The organism is Arthrobacter sp. B2a2-09, assembly GCF_027587375.1.
GTDB lineage: Bacteria > Actinomycetota > Actinomycetes > Actinomycetales > Micrococcaceae > Arthrobacter.
Genome location: NZ_JAMXIC010000002.1, coordinates 394,769 through 419,385 on the forward strand (window position 1 = coordinate 394,769; position 24,617 = coordinate 419,385).

General features: G+C 63.9%; 23 protein-coding genes and 1 riboswitch. Of the genes, 20 read left to right on the forward strand and 3 right to left on the reverse strand.

The annotated features are described in order from the left end of the window. Positions 1 to 6 precede the first annotated feature (6 nt). The 3 genes from mutM (at position 7) to ftsY (ending at position 5,937) form a co-directional block, all read left to right on the forward strand. On the forward strand, positions 7 to 1,002 hold the full coding sequence (mutM, locus tag NFJ07_RS03960; RefSeq protein WP_269992632.1) for a bifunctional DNA-formamidopyrimidine glycosylase/DNA-(apurinic or apyrimidinic site) lyase: 996 nt from the start codon (positions 7 to 9) through the stop codon (positions 1,000 to 1,002). Between the two features lie 97 nt (positions 1,003 to 1,099). Beyond that, positions 1,100 to 4,693 (forward strand): chromosome segregation protein SMC, encoded by a 3,594-nt coding sequence (gene smc / locus NFJ07_RS03965; protein ID WP_269992633.1) that lies wholly within the window; start codon positions 1,100 to 1,102, stop codon positions 4,691 to 4,693. Between the two features lie 20 nt (positions 4,694 to 4,713). Beyond that, on the forward strand, positions 4,714 to 5,937 hold the full coding sequence (gene ftsY / locus NFJ07_RS03970) for a signal recognition particle-docking protein FtsY (RefSeq protein WP_269992634.1): 1,224 nt from the start codon (positions 4,714 to 4,716) through the stop codon (positions 5,935 to 5,937). 67 nt (positions 5,938 to 6,004) lie between these two features. Here ftsY and NFJ07_RS03975 read toward each other — a convergent pair whose 3' ends face one another. After that, positions 6,005 to 7,249, reverse strand: a complete 1,245-nt coding sequence (locus NFJ07_RS03975) for an MFS transporter (protein ID WP_269992636.1) — start codon at positions 7,247 to 7,249, stop codon at positions 6,005 to 6,007. Positions 7,250 to 7,474: 225 nt separating this feature from the next. On the opposite strand from NFJ07_RS03975, the gene NFJ07_RS03980 reads away from it, so the two are divergent. Next, positions 7,475 to 8,815, forward strand: a complete 1,341-nt coding sequence (locus tag NFJ07_RS03980) for an ammonium transporter (RefSeq protein WP_269992638.1) — start codon at positions 7,475 to 7,477, stop codon at positions 8,813 to 8,815. Further along, positions 8,812 to 9,150, forward strand: coding sequence for a P-II family nitrogen regulator (locus NFJ07_RS03985; protein ID WP_028264639.1), 339 nt, complete (start codon positions 8,812 to 8,814; stop codon positions 9,148 to 9,150). The genes NFJ07_RS03980 and NFJ07_RS03985 overlap by 4 nt, the downstream gene beginning before the upstream one ends. A 95-nt stretch (positions 9,151 to 9,245) precedes the next feature. On the opposite strand, the gene NFJ07_RS03990 is transcribed toward NFJ07_RS03985, so the two are convergent. Next, positions 9,246 to 10,646, reverse strand: coding sequence for a glucose-6-phosphate dehydrogenase (locus NFJ07_RS03990; protein WP_269992639.1), 1,401 nt, complete (start codon positions 10,644 to 10,646; stop codon positions 9,246 to 9,248). A 151-nt stretch (positions 10,647 to 10,797) separates the two neighbouring features. On the opposite strand from NFJ07_RS03990, the gene ffh reads away from it, so the two are divergent. Beyond that, positions 10,798 to 12,369 carry a signal recognition particle protein gene (gene ffh, locus NFJ07_RS03995; protein ID WP_269992641.1) on the forward strand — a complete coding sequence of 524 codons (1,572 nt, stop codon included), beginning with the start codon at positions 10,798 to 10,800 and terminating at the stop codon, positions 12,367 to 12,369. A 100-nt stretch (positions 12,370 to 12,469) separates the two neighbouring features. After that, positions 12,470 to 13,219, forward strand: a complete 750-nt coding sequence (locus tag NFJ07_RS04000) for an alpha/beta fold hydrolase (RefSeq protein WP_269992642.1) — start codon at positions 12,470 to 12,472, stop codon at positions 13,217 to 13,219. On the opposite strand, the gene thiC is transcribed toward NFJ07_RS04000, so the two are convergent. Further along, a complete protein-coding gene (gene thiC / locus NFJ07_RS04005) occupies positions 13,220 to 15,037 on the reverse strand; it encodes a phosphomethylpyrimidine synthase ThiC (protein WP_269992643.1) in 1,818 nt (605 codons plus the stop codon). After that, a riboswitch (TPP riboswitch) is annotated at positions 15,033 to 15,140 on the reverse strand. Its footprint overlaps the gene before it by 5 nt. A 77-nt stretch (positions 15,141 to 15,217) precedes the next feature. Between thiC and NFJ07_RS04010 the strand changes: the two genes are divergently transcribed. The 13 genes from NFJ07_RS04010 (at position 15,218) to NFJ07_RS04070 (ending at position 24,464) form a co-directional block, all read left to right on the forward strand. Beyond that, positions 15,218 to 16,297: an amidohydrolase family protein gene (locus tag NFJ07_RS04010; protein ID WP_269992644.1), complete on the forward strand. Its 1,080-nt coding sequence runs from the start codon at positions 15,218 to 15,220 to the stop codon at positions 16,295 to 16,297. A gap of 93 nt (positions 16,298 to 16,390) precedes the next feature. Continuing rightward, on the forward strand, positions 16,391 to 17,263 hold the full coding sequence (locus NFJ07_RS04015; protein WP_269992645.1) for a VOC family protein: 873 nt from the start codon (positions 16,391 to 16,393) through the stop codon (positions 17,261 to 17,263). Positions 17,264 to 17,623: 360 nt separating this feature from the next. Then, entirely contained in the window at positions 17,624 to 18,067 is a 444-nt protein-coding gene (locus NFJ07_RS04020; protein ID WP_269992646.1) for a hypothetical protein, read from the forward strand. A 194-nt stretch (positions 18,068 to 18,261) separates the two neighbouring features. Then, positions 18,262 to 18,684 carry a 30S ribosomal protein S16 gene (gene rpsP / locus NFJ07_RS04025; protein ID WP_059387673.1) on the forward strand — a complete coding sequence of 141 codons (423 nt, stop codon included), beginning with the start codon at positions 18,262 to 18,264 and terminating at the stop codon, positions 18,682 to 18,684. A gap of 1 nt (position 18,685) precedes the next feature. After that, positions 18,686 to 18,928: an RNA-binding protein gene (locus NFJ07_RS04030; protein ID WP_028267532.1), complete on the forward strand. Its 243-nt coding sequence runs from the start codon at positions 18,686 to 18,688 to the stop codon at positions 18,926 to 18,928. Positions 18,929 to 19,057: 129 nt separating this feature from the next. Continuing rightward, positions 19,058 to 19,621 carry a ribosome maturation factor RimM gene (gene rimM / locus NFJ07_RS04035; RefSeq protein ID WP_269992648.1) on the forward strand — a complete coding sequence of 188 codons (564 nt, stop codon included), beginning with the start codon at positions 19,058 to 19,060 and terminating at the stop codon, positions 19,619 to 19,621. Beyond that, positions 19,622 to 20,482: a tRNA (guanosine(37)-N1)-methyltransferase TrmD gene (gene trmD / locus NFJ07_RS04040; protein WP_269992649.1), complete on the forward strand. Its 861-nt coding sequence runs from the start codon at positions 19,622 to 19,624 to the stop codon at positions 20,480 to 20,482. 288 nt (positions 20,483 to 20,770) lie between these two features. After that, positions 20,771 to 21,130, forward strand: coding sequence for a 50S ribosomal protein L19 (gene rplS / locus NFJ07_RS04045; protein WP_269992651.1), 360 nt, complete (start codon positions 20,771 to 20,773; stop codon positions 21,128 to 21,130). 78 nt (positions 21,131 to 21,208) lie between these two features. Then, positions 21,209 to 21,886 (forward strand): signal peptidase I, encoded by a 678-nt coding sequence (gene lepB, locus NFJ07_RS04050; protein WP_269992653.1) that lies wholly within the window; start codon positions 21,209 to 21,211, stop codon positions 21,884 to 21,886. Then, positions 21,887 to 22,834: a signal peptidase I gene (gene lepB / locus NFJ07_RS04055; protein WP_269992655.1), complete on the forward strand. Its 948-nt coding sequence runs from the start codon at positions 21,887 to 21,889 to the stop codon at positions 22,832 to 22,834. Further along, a complete protein-coding gene (locus NFJ07_RS04060) occupies positions 22,834 to 23,571 on the forward strand; it encodes a ribonuclease HII (protein WP_442865283.1) in 738 nt (245 codons plus the stop codon). The genes lepB (NFJ07_RS04055) and NFJ07_RS04060 overlap by 1 nt, the downstream gene beginning before the upstream one ends. Positions 23,572 to 23,649: 78 nt before the next feature. Further along, positions 23,650 to 23,994, forward strand: coding sequence for a DUF2469 domain-containing protein (locus tag NFJ07_RS04065; protein WP_059387678.1), 345 nt, complete (start codon positions 23,650 to 23,652; stop codon positions 23,992 to 23,994). 113 nt (positions 23,995 to 24,107) lie between these two features. Further along, positions 24,108 to 24,464 carry a YraN family protein gene (locus NFJ07_RS04070; protein ID WP_269992658.1) on the forward strand — a complete coding sequence of 119 codons (357 nt, stop codon included), beginning with the start codon at positions 24,108 to 24,110 and terminating at the stop codon, positions 24,462 to 24,464. Positions 24,465 to 24,617 lie beyond the last annotated feature (153 nt).

Below are 24,617 nucleotides of genomic sequence, written 5' to 3' on the forward strand. Positions count from 1 at the left end.
GTCCCCATGCCGGAACTGCCCGAAGTCGAAGTGGTCCGCCGCGGCCTGGCACGTTGGGTGCGCGGCCGGACCATCACGTCCGTGGACGTCTTGGACCCCCGCTCCATCCGCCGCCACGCGTTGGGCACGGAAGACTTTATCGGCAACCTTGAGAACTCCACGGTTTTGGACGTCGTCCGCCGGGGTAAGTTCCTGTGGATGCCCCTGCGAACCGAGGAACCACGCAGCTCTGGGGGCACCGCCGCCGAGGTGCCGGGCGAGGCATTGTCCGGCGAGAAACGGCCCGGGGTCGCGCTGATGGCGCACCTTGGCATGAGCGGGCAGCTCCTCATGCAGGACCCTGAGGTTCCCGATGAGAAGCACCTCAAAGTCCGTCTCCGTCTCAGCCGTTCCGACGGCATGCCCGAGCAGCTGCGGTTTGTGGACCAGCGGATCTTCGGCGGACTGTTTGTCACTTCCCTTGTACCGACCCCCGACGGCGGTCCCGGCGGCCAGGGCGAGACGCCCCTTCCGGAAATTGCCGAAGAAGCCTCCCACATCGCCCGCGATCCGCTCGACCCGCACTTTTCATTTGACGAGTTCTACCGCAAAGTCAAAGCCCGCAAGACCGGGCTCAAGCGTGCCCTGTTGGATCAGGGCGTCATCTCCGGCATAGGCAACATCTACGCCGATGAAGCCCTCTGGCGGGCCAAACTCCACTACGCCAAGCCGACGGACACCCTCAAGCGGGCAGATGCCGTGAGGCTCGTCAATGCCGCGAAGGAAGTCATGAGCGACGCCCTCGCCGCAGGTGGGACGAGCTTTGATTCGCTTTACGTCAATGTCAACGGAGCTTCGGGATACTTTGCCCGGTCATTGGATGCCTATGGCCGGGCGGGCGAGCCGTGCAGGCGCTGTTCCGCCGTTGGACTTCCGGGTGTGATCAAGCGCGAGCAATTCATGAACCGCTCCTCGTACACTTGCCCAGTCTGCCAGCCGAAGCCGCGCAACGGCCGCTGGTAGCACGGATTCGCCGGTGTGCCCCGCAAATCCGGGGATTTCCGCCGTCGGGCAGTAGATTGAGAACGGGAAATCAGCCACTCAGGAGATCCGAAACACCTTGCATCTGAAAAGTTTGACTGTCCGGGGATTCAAGTCGTTCGCGTCGGCCACGACGTTCGACTTCGAGCCGGGCGTCACCGCCGTTGTCGGCCCCAACGGTTCGGGCAAGTCCAATGTGGTTGACGCGCTGGCCTGGGTCATGGGCGAACAAGGTGCCAAGACCCTGCGCGGCGGCAAAATGGAAGATGTCATCTTTGCCGGAACATCGGGGCGGCCGCCCCTGGGCCGCGCGCACGTTGCGCTGACGATTGACAACGCCGACGGCGCCCTGCCGATCGAATACAGCGAAGTCACCATTTCCCGCACGCTGTTCCGGACCGGCGGATCCGAGTATGCCATCAACGGCTCGCCATGCCGCCTCCTGGACATCCAGGAACTGCTCTCGGATTCAGGCCTTGGCCGGGAGATGCATGTGATCGTGGGGCAGGGGCAGTTGGACCGTGTCCTGCATGCCACCCCCGAGGACCGCAGGGGATTCATTGAAGAAGCCGCAGGCATCCTCAAGCACCGGCGTCGTAAGGAAAAGACTGTCCGCAAGCTGGAAGCCATGCAGGCGAACCTGCAACGCCTTGGCGACCTGACGGCAGAAATCCGCCGCCAACTCACGCCGCTGGGCAAACAGGCCGAGGTCGCCCGCCGCGCCCAGACCGTTCAGTTCGACGTTCGTGACGCCAAGTCCAGGCTGTTGGCGGATGATCTCGTCCAGCTCACCCGGGCATTGGAGAAGGATGTCGCCGACGAAGCTGCGCTGAAGGAGCGCCGCGAGGTAGTTGAAGCGGAGCTCGGCGCAGGCCGTCAACGCCAGATCCGTCTTGAGCAACTCGCGGCTGAGGCCACACCCAGGCTCAACGCGGCCAGGGACAACTGGTACCAGTTGTCTGCAACCAGGGACCGGCTTCGCGCCCTGGGATCCCTCGCTACCGAGCGCCGCCGCCTCCTCGGTGCCTCCGATGCTGCCCCGGATTCAGGCCGCGACCCGGACCATCTGGACCGGCAGGCCGCCCGGGTCCGGCAGGAACAGGTGGCCCTGGAGCACGACATCCTGGCGAAGCAAGCAGGCCTGCTTGAGGCCACGGCGGCCAAGCAGGAAGCCGAGAACCTGGCCGCGGCGGAGGACAAACGCCTGACAGCCGTGTTGCGGGCAGCGGCTGATCGCCGTGAAGGCCTCGCGAAACTCGTAGGTCAATTGGCTGCCGCACGCTCCCGTGCCGAGGCAGCCGAGGCTGAGCGGGGCAGGCTCAGGGACTCGCTGTCAGCCGGCGAGGAACGCCGTCGCCACGCGCAAAGTGAGTTTACGGCGCTCGAGTCGCAAGTGGCAGGCGTTGAAGACGGCGAAGAAAGCCTCGACGCCGAATACGAGGACGCCACCGCCCTTCTTGACGAGATCAACGCCGGGATTGAAGCGTTGAAAGCTGCCGAACGCGATGAAGTCCGCGAACGCGATGCGCTCACCGCCCGCCGCGATGCTTTGCAGCTTGGACTCAACCGCAAGGATGGATCTTCGCGGCTTCTGTCCTCGGACCACCCCGGAGTCCTGGGTTCGCTGGCTTCCCTCCTGACGGTGGAGCCCGGGTATGAGACTGCCGTGGCCGCTGCACTTGGCAGTGCCTCCGACGCCGTCGTGGTGGCCGACGGCGCGGGAGCCGTCGCCGCGATGCAGCTGTTGAAGGACGCCGACGCCGGACGCGCCTCGCTCTTGGTGGCAGGCGCGGTACCCTCCGCGGGGCCGGAGCTTGGCCCGCAGGAATGGCCGACGCTGCCTGGCGGTGCGCGCTGGGCTGCCGAGTTGGTGGCGACTGACGCCACCGAAGCCAGTGGCGCGATGAACCTCCTGGCGCTTACCGCCGTCGTCGATGACTTGCACGCGGCGGCAAGCCTCGTTGCCGGCAACCCGGGGCTTACCGCAGTGACCCTCGAAGGCGACGTCTTCAGGGCCCTGACGGTGGACGGTGGATCCGCGACGGCGCCGTCGCTCCTTGAGGTTCAAGCCGCAGTGGACGATGCCGACACCCGCCTCCTGGAGCTCACCACCCGCCTTGAACGAGGCAAGTTCGCCCTGGCCGGAGCCGAAGCACGCCGGGCCGATGCCCAGGAGCGGGCGAACGCGGCGCTGGACAAACTTCACGACTCGGATGCCCGCCTAGCTGCGGTCGCGGAACGGCTTGGCCACCTGAATTCCCAGTTGCGCAGCGCCGTCGCGGAAAGCGATCGAATGGCGGAGTCCCTGGCCAAGGCCGAACTGAACATCGCCGTGGCAGAGGAATCCCTTGAGCTTGCGGCGGAACGGCTGGCCGCGGCGCAAGAAGCCCCCCAGGAGGAAGAGCCTTCCACGGAGCACCGCGATGCCTTGTCCAGGGCTGCCAGCGAAGCCCGGTCCCGGGAGATGGAGGTCAGACTGGGGTTGCGGAGTGCCGAAGAACAGCTCGCCGCAACCAGCAACCGGGCCGCATCCCTCGAACGGGCCGCCGCCAGCGAGCGGCGGGCACGCGAGGAGGCTGCGCGCCGGGCCATGCGCCGCAAAGCCCAAGCGGAGCGGGCCTCCGCAGTCGCTTCCGCCGTCGAACAGACCGTACGATTCGTTGACGTTTCAGTGGACCTGGCGGCCCGCGACCGCGACCTCGCCGAGGCGGTCCGGGAGCAGCGCGAAAAGGAACTCACGGATGTCCGGAGCAGTAATGAGACGTTGGCCCAGGAGCTGGCCGGACTGACGGACTCGGTACATCGCGACGAACTCGCTCGAGCCCAGCAAAGGCTCAGGATTGAAGCCTTGGAAACCCGCGCCATTGAGGAGCTCGGCCTGTCAGCGGAACAACTCGTGGCCGACTTCGGTCCGGAGCAGCCCGTTCCGGTGCCCGCCGCCACCGTGGACAAGTGGGCCGAACTCCGCGCGCCGGTGGACGAGGACGGAAACGCCATCGTTGAGGGTGTTCCCTTTGTCCGCGCCGAGCAGGAGAAACGGCTCCGCAAGGCCGAACGGGACCTCGCAGCCCTTGGCAAGGTGAACCCCTTGGCGCTTGAGGAATTCGCCGCGCTTGAGGAACGCCACCAATTCCTGAGCACGCAGCTGGAAGACCTCAAATCCAGTCGTAAGGACCTTTTGGACATCATCAAGGAAGTGGACAACCGCGTCCAGCAGGTCTTTGCTGAAGCCTTCGCCGATACCTCCAAGCAGTTCGACCACGTCTTTGCGCGGCTCTTCCCCGGCGGGGAGGGCAAACTGGTGCTGACGGACCCCGATGACATGCTGACCACCGGCATCGAGGTCGAGGCCAGGCCTGCCGGGAAGAAGATCAAGCGATTGTCCTTGCTTTCCGGTGGCGAACGGTCGCTGACAGCTGTCGCGTTGCTCGTGGCGATTTTCAAGGCGCGGCCTTCGCCGTTCTACGTCATGGATGAAGTGGAAGCTGCGTTGGACGATACGAACCTTGGCAGGCTCATCACGATTTTCGAAGAGCTGCGCGAGTCCAGCCAGCTGATTGTCATTACGCACCAGAAGCGGACCATGGAAGTCGCGGACGCCCTCTACGGAGTGACAATGCGGGGCGACGGCGTGTCCACCGTCATCAGCCAGAGGCTCGGTGCCGAGGTCTAGCTTTGTGAGAAGCTAGGGGAGTGAACGATCTCCTCCCCATTATTTTGTCCATTGTCGCTGCCATCGTGGTGGTCGGAGGGCTGATTCCTGTCTTGCTCAAGGCGCGGAAGTCCTCTTCGACTTACGCTGGAACGCGCGACGCCAACGATGCCGCTGACAAGGCGTCGGCAGGCGGCGGAACGATCGTCGACGACGCCCCCGGGACGGCGCCGGATCGCACGGAGCCCGGCAACCTCGTCGAACCCGCCGACCTTGCTGTACCGGAGGCCGACGTTCCGGACGACGCCGCGGGACTGGAACTTATCCAGGTGGAGACCCCTGCGCCGGTGGAGGGCCGCCTCAACCGGCTTCGGGCGCGGCTCGTCAAGTCCAACAGCATTTTGGGCAAGGGGCTCCTGGCCCTGCTTTCGAGCGACAAGATCGACGAAAACGTCTGGGACGAAGTCGAGGAAACACTGCTCCTTGCCGACCTCGGCACCGAGCCCACCATGCAGCTCGTGGATGCCCTGCGTGAACGCGTAAAGGTCTTGGGCGCCCGTGATCCCGAACACGTCAAGGCCCTCCTGCGCGAGGAACTCATCAAGCTCGTGGACCCCACGATGGACCGCAGCTTGAACGTGGAACGCAAGGGAGGCCACCCGGCCATCATGATCGTCGTCGGCGTCAACGGGGTCGGCAAGACCACCACCGTAGGCAAGCTGGCGCGCGTTCTCGTCGCCGAAGACAAGGACGTCCTGCTGGGCGCGGCCGATACCTTCCGCGCGGCAGCTGCAGAGCAGCTTGCCACATGGGGCCAGCGAGTCGGCGTCGCAACCGTCAGGTCGCACATCGACGGCGCAGACCCCGCCTCTGTCGCTTATGAAGCCGTCAAGTCCGGTATTGAGCAGGAAGTGGATGTCGTCATGATCGACACCGCCGGGCGCCTCCAAAACAAGGTCGGCCTCATGGACGAGCTCAGCAAGGTCAAGCGCGTCATCGAGAAACTGGCCGAAGTGGACGAAGTCCTTCTGGTTCTGGATGCGACCACCGGCCAGAACGGCCTGAACCAGGCCAAGGTCTTTTCCGAAGTGGTCAACATCACGGGAATCGTGCTCACGAAGCTGGACGGCACCGCCAAGGGTGGGATCGTCGTCGCGATCCAAAAGGCCCTCGGCGTACCGGTAAAGCTCGTTGGCCTCGGCGAAGGACCGGACGACCTCGCGCCGTTCGAGGCCGAAGCGTTCGTCGACGCCCTGCTGAACTAGCCGCATCCCACCCAACTAGCTCGCAGTTAATGTCGTTTTGAGCCCTCAGAACGACATCAACTGCGAGCTACTTGGGTGAGTCGATGCGTTCCGGGCCGCGTTGCATCGGCTCGCGTGCCACGGACCAGCCGACGGCGGCGAGCAGGAGGATGCCGCCGGTCGCGCCGAAAGCCCACCCGTAGCCAAGTCCATCGGCCAGGAGGCCAACCAGGACTGGGCCCACGATCGCTCCGGCGTCGGAGGCCATCTGGAAGACGGCCAGCACCTTGCCACCGGAGCGGCCACGACCGATGATGTCCCCGACGGCGGCCTGCTGGGCCGGGTTCAGCAAGCCGGAGCCGAAGCCGGCCGCGGCAGACGCCGCTAAAAACGCGGGAAGATTGCCGGTCAACCCGATGGTGGCCGTGGCCAGGCCGGTGACGACCAAGCCAAGCAGCATCATGGGTTTGCGGCCGTAACTGTCGGCCATACGGCCGGAGAAGGTCAGCGCCAGCGCGTTTCCCCCGGCAAACACGGCCAGCGCCCAACCCGCCGAGGCCGATCCTCCGGCCAGGACGACCACCGCGAACAATGGCACAGTGGCCATGCGCACGCCGAAGGTCGCCCAGCCGTTGCTGAAACTGGAGAACAAGGCGGCCCGGTAGGCAGAATCGCCCAGGGCCTCCTTCATGTGCATTGCCGGCCCCGCCGCGCCACCTTGTCTCGCTGCCTTTGAACTGCCCGTCAGCTGCGTGCGTACAACCAAGGCCGCCAGGACCAGGGCTGCGGCGTACGCGAGGAACGGGACGCGCAGGCCGAACCCGGCCAACAGTCCACCAACCACGGGGCCAAGGACGCTGCCGATCAGGAAGGCGGAGGCGTACGCGCCGGACACCCGTCCACGGGCTTCCGGAGGGGCAAGCCTGATCAACAGGCCCATCGCTGCCACCGTGAACATCACAGAACCAGCTCCGCCAAGGCCCCGGAAGACCAGCAATTGCCAATAGTTCTGGGCGAAGGCGCAGGCTGCCGTGGACGCCGCCACAATCAGCAACCCCGCAATGTACACGGGACGTTCGCCGAAGCGGCCCATCAGGGCACCTCCGGCCGGGGCGAACACCAAGCGCATGAAGGCGAAAATACTCACGATCACCGCGGCTGCCGTTGCTCCGACGTCGAAAGTCGTAGCGAACTGGGGGAGCACGGGCGCCACGAGGCCAAAACCCAGTGCAATCAGGAACGCTGCCGCCAACATCACCTTGATGTCCCGTGGCATTTCAGCCTTCGCGGCCCTCGCTCCTTGATCGGCGGGGGATTTGGGGCTTGCGGTCATGGTGTCGGGGTCCTCTGGGTAGTGGGAACGTGGGGAAAGTGGAACTGACGAAACATATCCGTAACAAGGGTGATATGCACCATTTACGTTCGAGAAGTTCTTGTAACAGCCCCGCAATCTAAAACCTTCGCAGGTGAAACACTGCCCCGCAAAAATCTTATGTAGAACGCAAATGCGTTGGGACAGGCGGCTCAGCCCGCATCAATAAGCAGAGAGGACGTAGACATGGACTTCACCGCCGGTCTCGTTTGGCTCCTGGTCGCATCAGCATTCGTGCTGTTCATGACCCCGGGCCTGGCATTCTTCTATGGCGGCATGACCCGTGCCAAGGCCGCCTTGAACATGATGATGATGAGCTTCATCGCCATCGGCACAGTGACCCTCGTATGGGTTCTGTGGGGCGCATCAATGTCCACCAGCAACACGGACAACTTCTTCCAGATCTTCGCGAACCCGTTCAGCCACTTCGGTCTGCACAACTTCACCGATCCGGCAGACCTCCTGCACCTTGGATACGCCGCAACCTTCGCGATCATCACCGTCGCCCTCATCTCCGGTGCCATCGCGGACCGCGCAAAGTTCTCGGCATGGACGCTCTTTACCCCGATCTGGGCCACCCTCGTCTACGCGCCCCTGGCCTACATGGTCTGGGGTGGCGGCCTCTTCTCGGCAACAGGCTGGTTCGGCCAGACCTTCGCTCCCGTCATCGACTTCGCCGGTGGCACCGTGGTGCACATCAACGCCGGTGTGGCCGGTCTCATTCTCGTCCTGATCATCGGCAACCGCAAAGGCTTCGGCAAGGACCCGAACCACCGCCCGCACAACGTGCCCTTGGTCATGCTCGGCGCGGCCATCCTCTGGTTCGGCTGGTTCGGGTTCAACGCCGGTGCCGCGGCAACCGTGCAGCAGGCAGGCCTGATCTGGATCAACACTCTCGTCGCGCCGGCAGCCGCCATGCTTGGCTGGCTTATCGTGGAGCGCATCCGTGACGGCCACCCCACCTCGCTTGGTGCGGCATCGGGCGTCGTCGCCGGCCTGGTTGCCATCACCCCGGCTTGTGCCAACGTTTCCCCGCTCGGCGCCATCGCCCTCGGTGTGGCAGCCGGCGTTGCCTCGGCTCTCGCGGTCGGCCTCAAGTTCAAGCTTGGCTACGATGACTCGCTCGATGTCGTCGGCGTCCACCTCGTGTCCGGCATCATCGGCACCGTGGCCATCGGCTTCCTCGCCACCCCGACCCAGGGTCCTGCAGGCCTGTTCTACGGGGGCGGTACTACCCAGCTGGTCGCACAGTCCCTGGCGGCGCTTTGCTCGATTATCTTCACCGGCGTCATGACGTTCATCATCGCCTACCCGATCCACAAGTTCATGGGCTTCCGCATCTCCGAACGCCAGGAGATCGCAGGTGCAGACCTCAGCCTGCACGCCGAAACGGCATACGAGTTCGGCGTCGGCGGCCACGGCGGAAGCTTCCAGCCCCTTCACGACCTCATCACCGGCAAGGCATCGGCCGAGTCCGAAGCAGCTGACGAAGCACCCGTATCAGGCAAGGAGAGTGTCCAGGCATGAAACTCATCACGGCGATCGTCCGCCCGGAGAAGCTCGACGCCATCCGGGAGGGGCTCGAAGCTTACGGGGTACAGGGACTGACGGTCAGCGCGGCCAGCGGCTACGGCCGGCAGCGCGGTTACACCGAGGTGTACCGCGGGGCCGAGTACAACGTGGATCTGCTTCCCAAGATCCGCGTGGAGGTCCTGGCCACGGATGAGCAGGCAGACGACATCCTCGATGTCCTGATTGCTTCCTCCAACACCGGCCGGGCCGGTGACGGCAAAGTCTGGACCGTAGACGTGTATGAAGCAGTCCGTGTCCGCACGGGCGAGCGAGGCGCAGCGGCCATCTAAGGCACCAACGCAAAGGAGGGGCCGGGTACCTGGAAAGGTACCCGGCCCCTCTTGCGTGTGCGCTTCCGAACACGTCCGGTCAGCGGCCGGCCTGGCTAGCCCCCGACGGCGGTGGGCCAGTCCGCGGGACCGGGCCCGCCGGCGTCGTACTCTTCGAGCGGCACGGAATCCTTGGCCCAGGCCTTGATCACAGGCTCGATGATCCGCCAGCAGTCGACGGCGGTGTCGCCGCGGACTGAAAGCAGGGGATCGCCGGTAATGACGCCCTCCAACACTTCTCCGTAGGGCAGGAGGTCGGAAGCATTCAATTCTGCGTCGAGCGTCACGCGATCAAGCGTGAAGATGTTTCCGGGACCGTTGACGTCGACGTCGAGCTGCAGGGTGTCAGGACCGAACCCGATGCGCAACTGGTTGGGAGAGTCGACGCCCTCGAATCCGGACGGCAGGTGTGGAACAGGCCGGAAGGTGACGATAGCCTCTTTCCGCGCGGCACCCAGCGCCTTTCCCGAGCGCAGGATGAAGGGGACACCTTTCCAGCGCCAAGTGTCGATTCCCACTTCGACCTCTGCCAGCGTCTCGGTATCCCGGGCAGGATCCACGCCCTCTTCCGCGACATAGTCCGGCACGTCCCGTTCGCCGATCCGGCCGGCTGTGTACCGCGCCCGTCGAGTGGACTTCTTGTATGGGGCGGTGATGCTGCTCGCACGCAGCACCGTTGAAATCGCGTCGCGGAGATCGCGCTCGCCGATGCTGGAGGGGGCATCGATGGCCAACAGCGCCATGATGTGGAGCAAATGGCTCTGGATCATGTCCTTGAGGGCGCCGGCTCCGTCGTAGTAGCGCGCACGCCCTTCGAGTGCGAGGTCTTCGTCGAAGATGATTTCCACCTTCTCGATGTGGTCCCGGTTCCACACCGGCTCCAGGAACCTGTTGGCAAAGCGTAGGCCCAGGATGTTGAACACGGTGGCCTTGCCAAGGAAGTGGTCCACCCGGTGGATGCGGTCTTCCGGAACCAAAGCGGCGAGGGTCTTGTTGAGTTCCCGGGCAGATTCGGGACTGGATCCGAAGGGTTTCTCCATCACCAGGCTTGTTCCGGGAGGAAGTTGCTGGGCGGTGAGGACCTCGCAGGCCTTCTGGCTGATGTGTGGGGGCAAAGCGAAATAGACGGCGATTGGTGCCTCGAGCCCGGCCAGGAGCGTCGCGAGCTGGCCATCCGCCGTGACGTCCACTTGATGGTATTCGGTACTTTTCTCCAGGGCCGCGATTGCCTTCTTGCCGGCGTCACCTGCACCGTTGGCGGCTTCCTCGAAGGCACCGCCCACACGTTTGGTCCACTGCTGGGGTGTCCACGGGTCGGAGCCGGCTCCGACAAGCTTCAGCCCGTCCGCGAGGCCGCTGGCCACTAGCCTGGCAAGGCCCGGTAACAGCAATCGGCCCGTCAGATCTCCGGAGGCGCCTAGGATGAGCAACGTATTTACTGTTGTTTTGCTGGTCACTGTGCCAGCATGCCATCTTGCAGGCGCGTCTTGGTACCCTAGATAGTCGAGTCCCTCAGTTGAGTCAGATTTGTTTGGGGCAGGAATCGTCAAGATATTGGTGCGTCGGAACGGCCGCCATTCGTAGACCATTGAAAGAAGTGCACGGCGCGTGTTCAATTCACTCTCTGACCGGTTGACAGCAACCTTCAAGAATCTCCGTGGCAAGGGTCGCCTCACCGAGGCCGACGTCGACGCCACCGTCCGGGAGATCCGGCGCGCCCTTTTGGACGCCGACGTTGCCGTTCCCGTGGTCCGCGAGTTCACCGGCCGCATCCGTGAACGTGCCCTGGGCGCTGAGGTTTCCGCGGCCCTGAACCCGAGCCAGCAGATCGTGAAGATCGTCAACGAGGAACTCCAGGAGATCCTCGGCGGCGAGACCCGTCGTATCCGCTTGGCGAAGACCGGCCCCACCATCATCATGCTTGCCGGCTTGCAGGGTGCGGGTAAGACCACCCTCGCGGGCAAGCTTGCCAAGTGGCTCAAGGCCCAGGGTCACAGCCCCGTGCTGGTTGCCGCCGACCTCCAGCGCCCCAACGCCGTGACGCAGCTCCAGATTGTCGGCGAACGTGCCGGTGTTCCCGTCTTTGCGCCGCACCCCGGCACCACCTCGGACCTGGATGTTCCCACCGGCGACCCCGTCGCGGTCGCACGCGCCGGCGTCGACGAAGCCCGCCAGAAGCTGCACGACGTCGTGATTGTGGACACCGCGGGCCGCCTCGGCGTCGACGCCGACATGATGGACCAGGCGCGCCGTATCCGCCAGGCGATCATCCCGAACGAAGTGCTGTTCGTGATCGACTCCATGATCGGCCAGGACGCCGTCAACACGGCGGTTGCCTTCGATGAAGGCGTCAACTTCACGGGTGTCGTGCTGTCAAAGCTCGACGGCGACGCCCGCGGTGGCGCAGCCCTCTCGGTGGCGTCCGTCACCGGCAAGCCGGTCATGTTCGCGTCCACCGGCGAAGGCCTCGACGACTTCGAACTGTTCCACCCCGACCGTATGGCCTCCCGCATCCTGGATATGGGTGACGTTCTCACCCTGATCGAGCAGGCCGAGAAGAACTGGGACAAGGACGAAGCTGCCCGGATGGCGAAGAAGTTCGCCGACCAGGAAGATTTCACCCTGGACGACTTCCTCGCCCAGATGCAACAGATCCGCAACATGGGCTCCATGAAGAAGATGCTCATGATGATGCCGGGTGCGCAGAACATCCGCCAGCAGCTGGAGCAGTTCGACGAGCGCGAAATCGATCGTGTGGAGGCGATCGTTCGCTCCATGACCCGGCACGAGCGTTTGGCTCCGAAGATCATCAACGGTTCCCGTCGCGCCCGCATCGCCCGTGGTTCCGGTGTGCACGTCTCCGAGGTCAACGGCCTCCTGGAGCGTTTCGCGCAGGCCCAGAAGATGATGAAGAAGCTGGCCCAGGGCGGCGGCATGCCCGGGATGCCTGGTATGCCCGGCCTCGGTGGTGGCGGTTCCCGCAAGGGTGCCAAAAACGCACCCAAGAAGAAGGCACGTTCCGGAAACCCCGCCAAGGCGGCCCAGGAACTGCGCGAGGCCGAGAACAAGCGGGCGAATGCCGTTCCCACCGGCGCGGCATTCGGCCAAGCTACCGGCGACTTCGACCCCTCGCAGCTGAACCTGCCCAAGGGGTTCGACAAGTTCCTCGGCGGCAAGTAGCCGTCCCCAACTGACTGGCAGTAGGTGTCGTTTTGAGGGCTCATAACGGCATCTACTGCTAGTGAGTTGGGTTGTCAGCCCCGTGCCATAGGCTGGAGGGATGCAAAAGCAGCGCGTTGTGTTCGTCCATGGAGCAGGCACATTCGGCGCTGCCGCTTGGCCGAAACAACACGGCATGGCGCTGAACTACGATGCGCTCTTCCTGAAACGCCACGGCTTTGACGCGCAGGCCGAGCCTTTGGAATCCGATGTTGCCGCCGATGTGGACATTATCCTGGAGTGCCTCGGAGCGCGGGAGGCCGCGACAGCCTCCGGCCCCGCGCGTGGAGGCCACGTCGTAGCGCACTCCCAAGGCGCGATTTCCGCTATGTTGGCCGCGGTGGAGCGGCCGGACCTGGTCCGTTCCCTCGTGCTGGTGGAGCCGGCCTGTCTTTCATTGACGGCCGAATTGCCCGCCACCGCGGCTTACCGGGCACTCATGGAGCCGTTGTTCCGGATCCGGCACGAGCTCAGCGATGACGACTACCAGCGCGAATTCGTCCGGCGGGCGTTTTCCTCGGAGGCGGCCGTCCTCAGCACTCCGGAAGCCCGGCGTACCGCTCGACGCCTGCGGCTCCAGGCTCCGCTGTGGGAAGCGCCCCTGCATATCGTGCCGGGAGTTCCCACGCTTGTCCTGACTGGTGGATGGGAGCCCCTTTACGAAGAGATCGCCGGCTACTTGCAGGAAACCGGCGCCCTCCACCGCGTTGCGGCTGGAGGACACCGGCCTCATGACTCAGTTGAAGGAGACCGGATGATCCGGTCCTTCATTGCGGATGTCAGCCGCACCGGATCAGTCCAGGCTTCCTGATCAGTTCAGGCTTCCCGACTTTCCTGCGGGAACCTCGAGTTCGGGCAGGTAGACTTTGCCGCCCGATGCCAGGAACTCCTCGCTCTTTTCGCGCATCCCGCTGTACATTTCCGCTATGGCTGCTTGGGAATCCGCGGAGCCGTATTCGTCGCGGATGTCCTGGCTGATGCGCATGGAGCAGAATTTCGGTCCGCACATGGAACAGAAATGCGCCGTCTTGGCCGGCTCTGCGGGGAGCGTCTCGTCATGGAACGCTTCCGCCGTGACTGGATCCAATGACAGGGCGAACTGGTCACGCCAGCGGAACTCGAAGCGAGCCTTGGAGAGGGCGTCGTCGCGTTCGTGGGCGCCCGGGTGTCCCTTGGCTAGGTCCGCGGCATGGGCGGCGATCTTGTATGTGATCACGCCGGTCTTGACGTCGTCCTTGTTTGGCAGGCCCAAGTGTTCCTTCGGGGTGACGTAGCAGAGCATCGCGGTTCCGTAGCGTGCGATCTCCGTGGCGCCGATGGCCGAGGTGATGTGGTCGTAGCCCGGAGCAACGTCGGTGACAAGGGGGCCCAAGGTGTAGAAGGGCGCGCCGTCGCAGAGTTCCTGCTGCCGCTCGACGTTCTCGCGGACGAGGTGGAACGGGATGTGCCCGGGGCCCTCGACCATGACCTGCACGTCAAACTTCCACGCACGCTTCGTTAGCTCGGCCAGGGTGTCGAGCTCGGCGAATTGCGCGGCGTCGTTGGCGTCCGCCGTCGCTCCCGGGCGCAAGCCGTCGCCGAGCGAGAACGCGACGTCGTACTTGGCGAAGATCTCGCAGAGCTCGTCGAAGTGGGTGTAGAGGAAGTTTTCCTCGTGGTGCGCCAGGCACCAGCCAGCCATGATCGACCCGCCACGGGAAACGATGCCGGTCACGCGGTTGGCGGTGAGGGGCACGTACCGCAGCAACACGCCGGCGTGGATGGTCATGTAGTCCACGCCCTGCTCGCACTGTTCAATGACGGTGTCGCGGAAGATCTCCCAAGTGAGCTTGTTGGCTTCGCCGTTGACCTTCTCAAGGGCCTGGTAAATGGGCACCGTGCCGATCGGCACAGGGGAGTTGCGGATGATCCATTCGCGGGTGGTGTGGATGTCGTCACCCGTGGACAGGTCCATGACGGTGTCCGCGCCCCATTGCGTGGCCCACTGCAACTTATCCACTTCTTCGGCGATGGAACTGGTGACGGCCGAGTTGCCGATGTTGGCGTTGATCTTCACCAGGAACGCCTTGCCGATGATCATCGGTTCGGATTCGGGGTGGTTGATGTTGTTGGGGATGATGGCCCGGCCGGCGGCGAGTTCGCTGCGGACCAGTTCCACATCGCAGTTCTCGCGAAGAGCCACGAACTGCATTTCGGGCGTCACGATGCCCTGCTTGGCATAGTGCATCTGGGTCACGGTCTTGCCGTCGACGGCGCGGCGGGGCACCGGCTGCGCTCCCTTCCACTCCGCGGAGGCGGCGCCGCGGCGCACGGCCGACTTGCCGTCGTCGAGCAGGTTCCGTTCACGGCCGCTGTACGCCTCGGTGTCGCCGCGGGCTTCGATCCACTCGCTGCGGAACGGCTCGAGGCCGACCACGGGATCACTCCCGGGCCCTGCCGTGCGGTACACCTGGAATGGGGCGTTGGCCTCGCCGTTGGGGGATGGTTCCAAGGCGATTTCCGTGACCGGAACCCGGATTCCCGTCTCGGTGTCCTCCAAGAATGCGAGGGAATGCGACTTGAGGGACTGTGTCACCTCCTGGGCTGATCCGTTTTGGGTAGGGCTCAGCTGTGTTTCTTTGGTGCTCAAAGGATTACTCACTTCCTTCGCCGGCATTACCCGGACAGGTTCAACGGTCGCAAGCTGCGTTAGCCCGATCTCAGCCCTTGCAAGGGCCCCCGTGTGGTCGTAGACGAAGCTACCACAGCTGTCACTGCTTCTGACAGATGTGACCAAGCCGGCAACGGCGTCGGAGTCTAGGGTGGAATCATGGCAGAAATCATCGAGTTCAGCGGCGCCGTCCTCACCGGACCGAAAGATGAACGGCTCGGCCTCTGGTCGGTCGACGGACGGCTGACCTTTGTGCGGCCTGCTGCCGCGCCGAACGTCGTCCTGGACGGATGGGTGCTTCCCGGCCTTGTCGACGCGCACTGCCATGTTGGACTGGGCAAGGGCGGAGCGGTGGACGAAGAGACTGCCCGCCTGCAGGCGGCGGCGGACCGGAACGCCGGGACGCTCTTGATCCGCGACGCCGGATCAGCAAGCGACACGCGCTGGCTGCAGCACCGGACGGATATGCCCAGGATTATCCGCGCAGGCAGGCACATCGCCAGGCAACGCCGGTACATCCCTGGACTGGCCGAAGAAGTCGAGCCGGAAGATCTGGTGGAGGCGGTGCGCAAGCAGGCACGGTCCGGAGACGGCTGGGTCAAGATCGTCGGGGACTGGATCGACCGCTCCGCCGGGGATCTTGGCCCGTCCTTTCCGGGCGCTATCGTCAATGACGCTGTTGCAGCGGCACACGACGAAGGGGCCCGGGTGACTGCCCATTGCTTCGCCGAAGAGACTATCGACGACATGCTCGACGCCGGCATCGACTGCATCGAGCACGCCACCGGTCTACTCCCGCACCATATTCCCCGACTGCTGGACCAGGGCGTGCCGATCGTCCCCACCCTCATCAACATTGCGACTTTTCCGGACATCGCGAAGCAGGCAGAAGCGAAGTTCCCGCGTTACGCCACCCACATGACCAGGCTGTGGGAGCGCAGGCGTGAACGCGTCGCCGAGGCGTTCGACGCCGGAGTACGGGTGTACGCCGGGACCGACGCCGGCAGCGTCATCAAGCACGGCCGGATCGGTGAGGAAATCCTGGAACTGCACCAGGCGGGACTCCCGGCGGCCGCGGCCCTCGATGCCGCCTGCTGGTCCGCCCGCGAGTGGCTGGGTGCCGACGGCATCAGCGAAGGTGCCAGTGCCGACGTCGTGCTCTACGCAAAGGATCCCCGTGCGTCCCTTGAGGTCGTGCTGACGCCGCAGTGCACCGTACTTCGGGGGCACATTTTATGAAGCGTCGAGCATTAGGAATAAATTGAAGCTTCAAGTAATTTAGATAGATAGAGGTTGCCGAAGGGCGGCGCCACAAAAAACCGGGAGTTTCACATGACCATCACATCCAGCCAGGATCTCCTTCCTGCCGAACTCACCATGGGTACTGTCATGCTCAAAGTGGGGGACATGAAGCTCATGGGCGACTACTACCAGCGGGCGCTGGGGCTGAACGTTGTCGCCGAACAAGATGGCGGGCTCTACTTCGGCAGGGTCGGCAAACCGCTGGTGCACCTGGCCCCGGCCTCCGGGCTCCAGATCCCGGGCCGCGGAGAAGCTGGGCTCTTCCATACGGCTTTGCTCTTCGAGGACCAATCATCGCTCGCGGCAACTGTCGCCTCGGCCGCGCAGTACGAACCCCATGCCTTCGTCGGCAGCGCGGACCACCTGGTCAGCGAGGCCTTCTACTTCACCGACCCTGAGGGCAATGGCATCGAGCTCTACTACGACAAGCCCCGCGAAGGCTGGGAGTGGAACGGCAGTTCCGTTGTCATGGACAGCCTGCCGCTCCCGCCGCAGCGCTACCTCCAGCAATACCTGAGCGAAGCGGCGGTGACGGGCCAGCATGAGGCCGGCGCCGGCGTCGGGCATGTCCACCTCCAGGTGGGCGACGTGCGGACCGCCCATGATTTCTACGTCGGCACCTTGGGCTTCGAGCAGACCGCCGGCTGGCACGGGCAGGCCCTGTTCGTCTCCGCGGGCGGCTACCACCACCACATGGCCATGAATGTCTGGAACAGTCGCGGTGCAGGTCCGCGCAAGGACACGCTCGGTCTCGGCGAGGTTGTCATCGAGGTGCCCTCCGGGGACGACGTCGGTGCGCTCGCCGATCGCCTCAAGGTTGCCGGTATTGCGGCCCACCACACCGGCCAGGAGTTGCGCTTCGAGGACCCGTGGCGGAACCGGCTGCGTGTCGCCGTCCGCTAGCGTCCAACTTGCTCCCCAACCTCGCTGCGCTCAGCCGGGGACCCCCCGCAAGTTATCGTCCAACTTGCTCCCCAACCTCGCTGCGCTCGGCCGGGGACCCCCCGCAAGTTATCGTCCAACTTGCTCCCCAACCTCGCTGCGCTCGGCCGGGGACCCCCCGCAAGTTTAGAGCGTCCAACTTGCTCCCCAACCTCGCTGCGCTCGGCCGGGGACCCCTCGCAAGTTAGCGTCTAACTTGCTCCCCAACCTCGCTGCGCTCGGCCGGGGACCCCTCGCAAGTTAGACTTGGGCCCGACGGCGTGGCGCATTTCGGCCGCCGCGTCGGAGCTCCGTTGGCACGAATGAATGAGAGTAGTTTCCATGGGCTTTGCTGAAATCTTTGTTGCCACCCACGATGAAGCACTCAAGAGGGCCGCTGCCCTTGACAAGGGCAGTGACGTATCCGGCGCCGCAGTGCGGATCCCGGGAATCAGTGATTTCGAAGTAGAACAACTTGGCGACCTGGCCGGCACTGCCGTGCACGCGGCAGGGGCAGACTATGAGCTCGCTTTGGTGGACGTCACCAGTGACGCCTTGCTAGGCGTCCCCGAAGCCATGGTGCGTGCCCTGTCTGAGCTTCTCAGCTACGAGACGGAGGGAGAAGGAAGTATCCTCGACGACGTCGCCGAACGCTGGGCGGCCCAGGAGGACATGCCCTTTGATGCCCAACAGTCCCGCCTTTATGTCCAGCAGTTGGCGGCGCTCGCGAGCGACGTCGAAAAGGCCGAACGGGCCGGTCTCTACGTCTGGTCCGCAGAGCAGTAACCCGCAACAAACCCGGCGCGCAGGCCGCGTGTTCGAAATACTGTCTGCCATCTGGCACAATAGACAGGTACTCGATCCGCGCGGCCCCTCTCTCCGTGTGTGCATCTTGTCCTTGGAACCCTCAAGTATGGCCCGCCCCACGGGTGCAGAACGACGGGCTCAACCCCGTTTCAGAAACAGGAGTGACCACAAAAGTGGCCGTAAAGATTCGCCTTAAGCGCTTCGGTAAGATGCGCGCACCGTACTACCGCATCGTCGTCATGGACTCCCGCGCCAAGCGCGATGGCCGTGCGATTGAAGAAATCGGCAAGTACCACCCCACCGAAGAGCCCTCGTACATCGAGGTAGTCTCCGAGCGTGCACAGTACTGGCTGTCCGTCGGCGCCCAGCCGACCGAGCAGGTTGCCGCGATCCTCAAGATCACCGGCGACTGGCAGAAGTTCAAGGGTCTCCCGGGCCAGGAAGGCACGCTGAAGACCAAGGTCGCCAAGCCTGCTTTCGTTGCACCGGAGAAGGGTTCCGTCATCATCCCGGAAGCCATCACCAAGAAGGCCAAGCAGTCGGAAGCAACTGAAGCTCCCGCTGACGCTGAAGCAGAGACCACCGAGGCTGAGTAAGTTGCTGGCAGAAGCGCTCGAGCACTTGGTCCGTGGGATCGTTGACAGCCCTGAGGACGTCAAGGTCAGTGCCAAGAACAACCGCCGCGGGGAATCCCTCGAGGTACGTGTTCACCAGGACGACCTCGGACGGGTGATCGGTCGCCAGGGTCGCACCGCACGCGCTTTGCGCACTGTGATTGCGGCATTGGCAGGCGGCGAGCAGGTCAGGGTCGACGTCGTCGACACCGACCGTCGCCGGTAACGCGCTCAGCAATACTTGTCTTAGATCCGGCCCCTTCACCAGATTATGGTGGAGGGGCCGGATTGTTTTACGAGCAAAGTCCAGCCTTGGTCCCCTAGCCGGACCCAGCGAAGAAAACAGAGGAACCCCATGCAGCTCCAGGTTGCCCGAATCGGCAAGCCCCACGGAATCCGCGGCGAAGTCACTGTCCAGGTGCTCACTGATGCCCCCGGCGATCGTTTCGTCCCCGGGACGGAATTCGTGGTGGAGCCCGCAAAGGCCGGCCCCTTGACCATCAGCAGCGCCCGGTGGAACAAGGACATCCTGTTGCTCGGTTTCGAAGAGATCGCCACGCGCAACCAGGCGGAGGAAATCCGCGGCGCGAAGCTGTTCATCGAGACCGAAGAGCTGGATGAGAACGACGACGAAGGCTGGTACGAGCATGAGCTCGTCGGCCTTGAAGCCCGCGTCGGTTCGCAAGTCGTCGGCAAGGTGGCTGCCCTCAACACCATGCCGGTCCAGGACCTGCTGGTCATCGAAGGCGTGGACGGCAAGGAAATCCTTGTGCCTTTCGTCGAAGAGATCGTGCCCGAGGTCAACGTCGAGGACGGCTACGTGCTTCTCACCCCGCCGCCGGGCCTCTTCGAACTGAACACCGACGCTTCCGGCTCCGATACGGAAGAGGACGACGCTGAAACCAAGGATGACGCCTAAATGCGCATCGATGTGGTCAGCATCTTTCCCGAGTACCTGGCGCCACTCGAGCTTTCCCTCATAGGCAAGGCCCGTCAGGACGGGCTCCTGGAGCTGAATGTCCACGACTTGAGGACCTTCACCACGGACAAGCACCGCACCGTTGACGACACTCCGTATGGTGGCGGTGCGGGCATGGTCATGAAACCCGAGCCGTGGGCCCAGGCCTTGGAATCCATTGCTGACGCACAGATTGCCGATGCACAGATTGCCAGGGCGCGGGATGCCGTGATTGACACCGAGCAGGACGGGCCGACGAAGAAGCCTGTCCTGATAGTCCCCTCGCCCGCGGGGGAGCGCTTCAACCAGGCCCTTGCCTACGAGCTCGCCGAAGAAGAGCGGCTCGTTTTCGCCTGCGGCCGCTATGAAGGCATTGACGAGCGCGTCATTGAGTGGGCGGAAGGACACTTCGAGGTCCGCCCGGTCAGTTTGGGCGACTACGTCCTCAATGGAGGCGAGGTTGCAGTCCTGGCCATGGTCGAGGCCATCGGGCGATTGCTTCCGGGCGTCGTCGGCAATCCCGAATCGTTGGTGGAGGAATCCCATTCGGACGGCTTGCTGGAGTACCCGGTCTACACGAAGCCCTCATCGTGGCGCGATCGTGACGTGCCCGCCGTCCTTTTGAGCGGCAACCACGGCAAGATCGCCCAGTGGCGGCGCCACGAACAGTTCCGCCGCACGGCGGAACGCCGCCCGGACCTTCTCGCAGAGTTCGACGCCGGCCGCCTGACACGTGCGGACCGCGCGGCTTTCGGCGAACTCGGGTACGACGTCGTCGACGGCCAGCTGCGGCGCCGCCCGGACAGCGACCTCCCGGCCTGAGCCTGCCGCCGTCGGGCAGCTTCATCCTCCACTCGACCGCAACAACCGGGCCACATTCGCGGGATTGGCCGGAAGTCCCGGGGTGTGGCAGAATTAACCCTTGTGTCTACTGGGTTCGCGCCTGCCACAGGGGGAGCGTAACCAACAGCCTGACAACCCGGAACCACCAATCAGTGGTGGTACCGGACTTGAAAATCTTCGGCGGTAATTTCCGGACGGCCTTGCGCCCCGGGCTTGCCCGCCGTGACCCAAAGTGGATGACCTGTGGCGTTCACCAGGAGTGGATTAATGCATATCCTCGATAGCGTAGATGCAGCTTCGCTGCGTAGCGATGTTCCCGAGTTCCGCGCGGGTGACACCATCAAGGTTCACGTGAACATCATCGAAGGCAAGAACTCCCGTGTCCAGGTCTTCCAGGGCTTCGTCCTGGGCCGCCAGGGTGACGGCGTTCGCGAAACCTTCACCGTCCGCAAGGTTTCCTTCGGTGTCGGCGTAGAGCGTACCTTCCCGGTGCACTCCCCGATCATCGACAAGATCGAGGTCGTCACCAAGGGTGACGTCCGCCGCGCCAAGCTGTACTACATGCGCGCACTGCGCGGTAAGGCTGCGAAGATCAAGGAAAAGCGCGACTTCGCCACCGGCAAGTAGGTCTTTCGACCAACAGCGGGTCCTGGATTCGTGTCCGGCCTGCGCCGGAGAAATCCGCAACGCAACAGGAAACGAATCATGGACCACGCAAAACGCCAGCCCCGGAAACAGGGCTGGCGTTTTGTTTTGCTCGCACTTGTCCTGGCCGTGGCCATCAGCGGGCTTGTCCGGTCCTTGTGGCTCGACGTCTACTTCATCCCCTCCGAGTCCATGGAGCCGATCCTGGGCACCGGAGACCGCATCCTCGTGTCCCGGACTGATTTCGCCGCAGACCCTATTCGCCGTGAAGACATCGTGGTCTTCGACGGCAGGGGAACCTTTGCTCCGCTGAACAGCGGCAAAGGACCGTTTGCCGACGCCGTCGCTGCCACCGGCCATTGGCTGGGCCTGACGGGAAGGGACACCACCTACGTCAAACGGGTCATCGGGCTTCCCGGAGACCATGTCGTTTGTTGCGGCACAGATGGAAAACTCACAGTCAACGGTCAGCCGCTTGAGGAACCCTATCTGTATCCCGGCGACACGCCGAGCGAACAGAGGTTCGACGTCATCGTTCCCAATGACCGATTGTGGCTCATGGGGGACCACCGTTCACGATCGGCCGATTCGCGCGGCCTTCTGGGCGCACCCGGCGGAGGAATGGTGCCGCTGGAGCGTGTCATCGGGCGTCCGGTCCGGATTATCTGGCCGCTTGATAGATTTGCAGAACTGCCTCGCCCTGCGCAGGCCGGTACAACCTCGAAGAACGGACAATAGATGCCCGAGACAACTCCCGGGATGCCGGAACGGCACGACGACGACGCCCGGCTCCTGGACGGACCCTCCGTTCCCGCCATGGATCTTGCAGCGGACGACGCCGATCCGGCCCCGGGCAGGGCGACTGGCTCGACGGCGGCCACGCCTGAGGAGCTGGAGTCTCCGCGCCGCGCTGCACGGCGGGGTTCGCGGCTGGATTCGGGCGAAGGCGATCGGTCCGAAACTGCCGGCAAAACCCACGGCAGTCCGTTCCTCGGCTGGCTCAGGGAAATCGGCACCGTGGTGGTCATCGCTATCGTGTTGTCCTTCCTCATCAAGACTTTCCTGTTCCGTGCTTTCTTCATTCCCTCGGAGTCCATGGTCAACACCCTTGACGTTGACGACCGGATCTTCGTTAATCTGCTGGTCCCGCAACCTTTCGCGCTGCAGCGCGGCGACGTCGTGGTCTTCAAGGACGCACAAGGATGGCTGCCGCCCACGCCGAAGACGTCGCCCGGGCCCTTCAAATGGTTCCAGGACGGACTTGTCTTCGTCGGGTTGCTACCAGACGAGACCAGTCAGCACCTCGTCAAGCGCGTGATCGGGCTGCCGGGGGACAGGGTCTCGTGTTGCGACAGTTCCGCGCGGGTCAGCGTCAACGGCACGGTTCTTAACGAGAGCTACATCAATCCCGCCCAGGTTCCAATGGCCAAGTCTTTCGATGTAGTGGTCCCGGCAGGCAAAATTTGGGTTATGGGCGACAATCGCAATAACTCGGCCGACTCCCGCGAACACCAATCAGTCAACGGTGGTTTCATCGACATCTCCGACGTCGAGGGCAAAGCCACGGTTATTGCCTGGCCCATCAACCGTTGGCAGATCCTTGACAACCACTCCGAGGTCTTCCGCAACGTTCCTGCGCCGTCGCCCCAGAACACGGCTTCACCGACGGCTCCAGCGAGCAAATGATGGCGCCGGCGGGCACGGGAGCGGCAACTCCGGTTCGAACGCGGCGAAAACCTGCCGCGCCGACCAAGCACGCTCCTGATTTTCCGACCCTTGACGTCGAACGGGGTTTCCTGGCTCCGGGGGTCACGCTTCTGGCCGGTGTCGATGAAGTAGGCCGTGGAGCCCTCGCAGGGCCGGTGTCGGTGGGGATCGCCGTCGTCGACCTCAGGGACCACGGCTTGCTCGCCGATGTCCGCGATAGCAAGCTTCTCAAGCCCGAAGTCCGCGAGCGGTTGGAACCGCTGGTACGCGAATGGGCGGTTGGTTCCGCCGTGGGCCACGCAAGTTCGGCGGAGATCGATGCGCTGGGAATTGTGGGCGCCCTGCGCCTTGCCGGAACGCGCGCCTGGTTCGAGATTCTCGCCTCGGGCGTGCATCCGGACCTCGTCCTGTTGGATGGGAGCCACAACTGGCTCTCGCCTCAGAGCCAAGGTTCCTTGTTCGACGCCGAGCCGTCCGGGCCCGCTTGTGAGGCGCCAGTGCACACCCGGGTGAAGGCGGACATGAGCTGCCTCAGCGTGGCGGCCGCCAGCGTGCTGGCCAAGGTAGCCAGGGACCGCATCATGCTTGGGCTGCACGAGGAATATCCGGCCTTCGGCTGGAACGAGAACAAGGGTTACGCCACGTCCTTCCACCGCGATGCCATCAGATCGTTGGGTCCCACCCCGTACCACCGGACCAGCTGGAACCTGCTCTAACCTCCGCTTGTCCTTGTCCTGGATGCCGCCCGCCGGGCCGTGGCGGCGTGTGCCCGCTCTATGGTGCAAGATGGATCTATGAGTGCCGAGGATCTTGAGAACTACGAAACCGACATGGAGCTGCAGCTCTACCGCGAATACCGCGACGTTGTTGGTTTGTTCAGCTACGTTGTCGAGACCGAACGCCGGTTCTATCTGGCAAACCACGTTGACCTGCAGGCCCGCAGTGCCGATGGCGAGGTCTATTTCGACCTGACGCTCCAGGATGCCTGGGTTTGGGACGTCTACCGTTCAGCCCGATTCGTGAAGAACGTCAGGGTTATTACGTTCAAGGACGTCAACGTCGAAGAACTGCCGCGCAGCGAGGAGCTTTCCCTGCCGAAGGACGGCGACCTAGGCGATCTCGGCAACCTGGGCAACTAGGGAAGCCCGCCTACTTCTCCTCCACACCGCCTAACTGACGGAGTTTCCCACATAGCCAAACTGCCCCCTGTCTTTGGATTCTCCGCGCCTCCAGGCTGGAAGCGGAGGTGGTCATGAAAGCCAAAGACTTGTTGGGCCAGCGCGGCGAAACGCTGGCCGTAAATTTCCTTGAAACCCAGGGAATGCGGATTGTGGACCGCAATTGGAGATGCCCCGAGGGCGAGATCGACATCGTGGCGCTCGACGGCGACACCTTGGTGATCGCCGAGGTCAAGACCCGGAAGAACCTGGCCTTTGGACATCCTTTCGAAGCGGTTGACGCCGCCAAACTCGCTCGGCTCCATCGCCTGGCTTTGTCCTGGTGCCGTGATCACGAGCTGCGCGCCTTGCGCCACCGGGTGGATGTCGTGGGAGTCATCGACGACGGCGTGGGCGAGCCACAGCTCGAACACCTCAGGGGCGTGGGCTAGATGGGCGTGGGCCGAAGCTACTCTGTGGCGCTGCTGGGCCTGAACGGCTACATCGTGGAGGTCGAGGCGGATATCGGCCAGCCAATGTCGAGTAAATGACACATGACTTTTAGGGTCAGGTTATTCGCAAAACGCGGGTGCGTGAACCGGGCT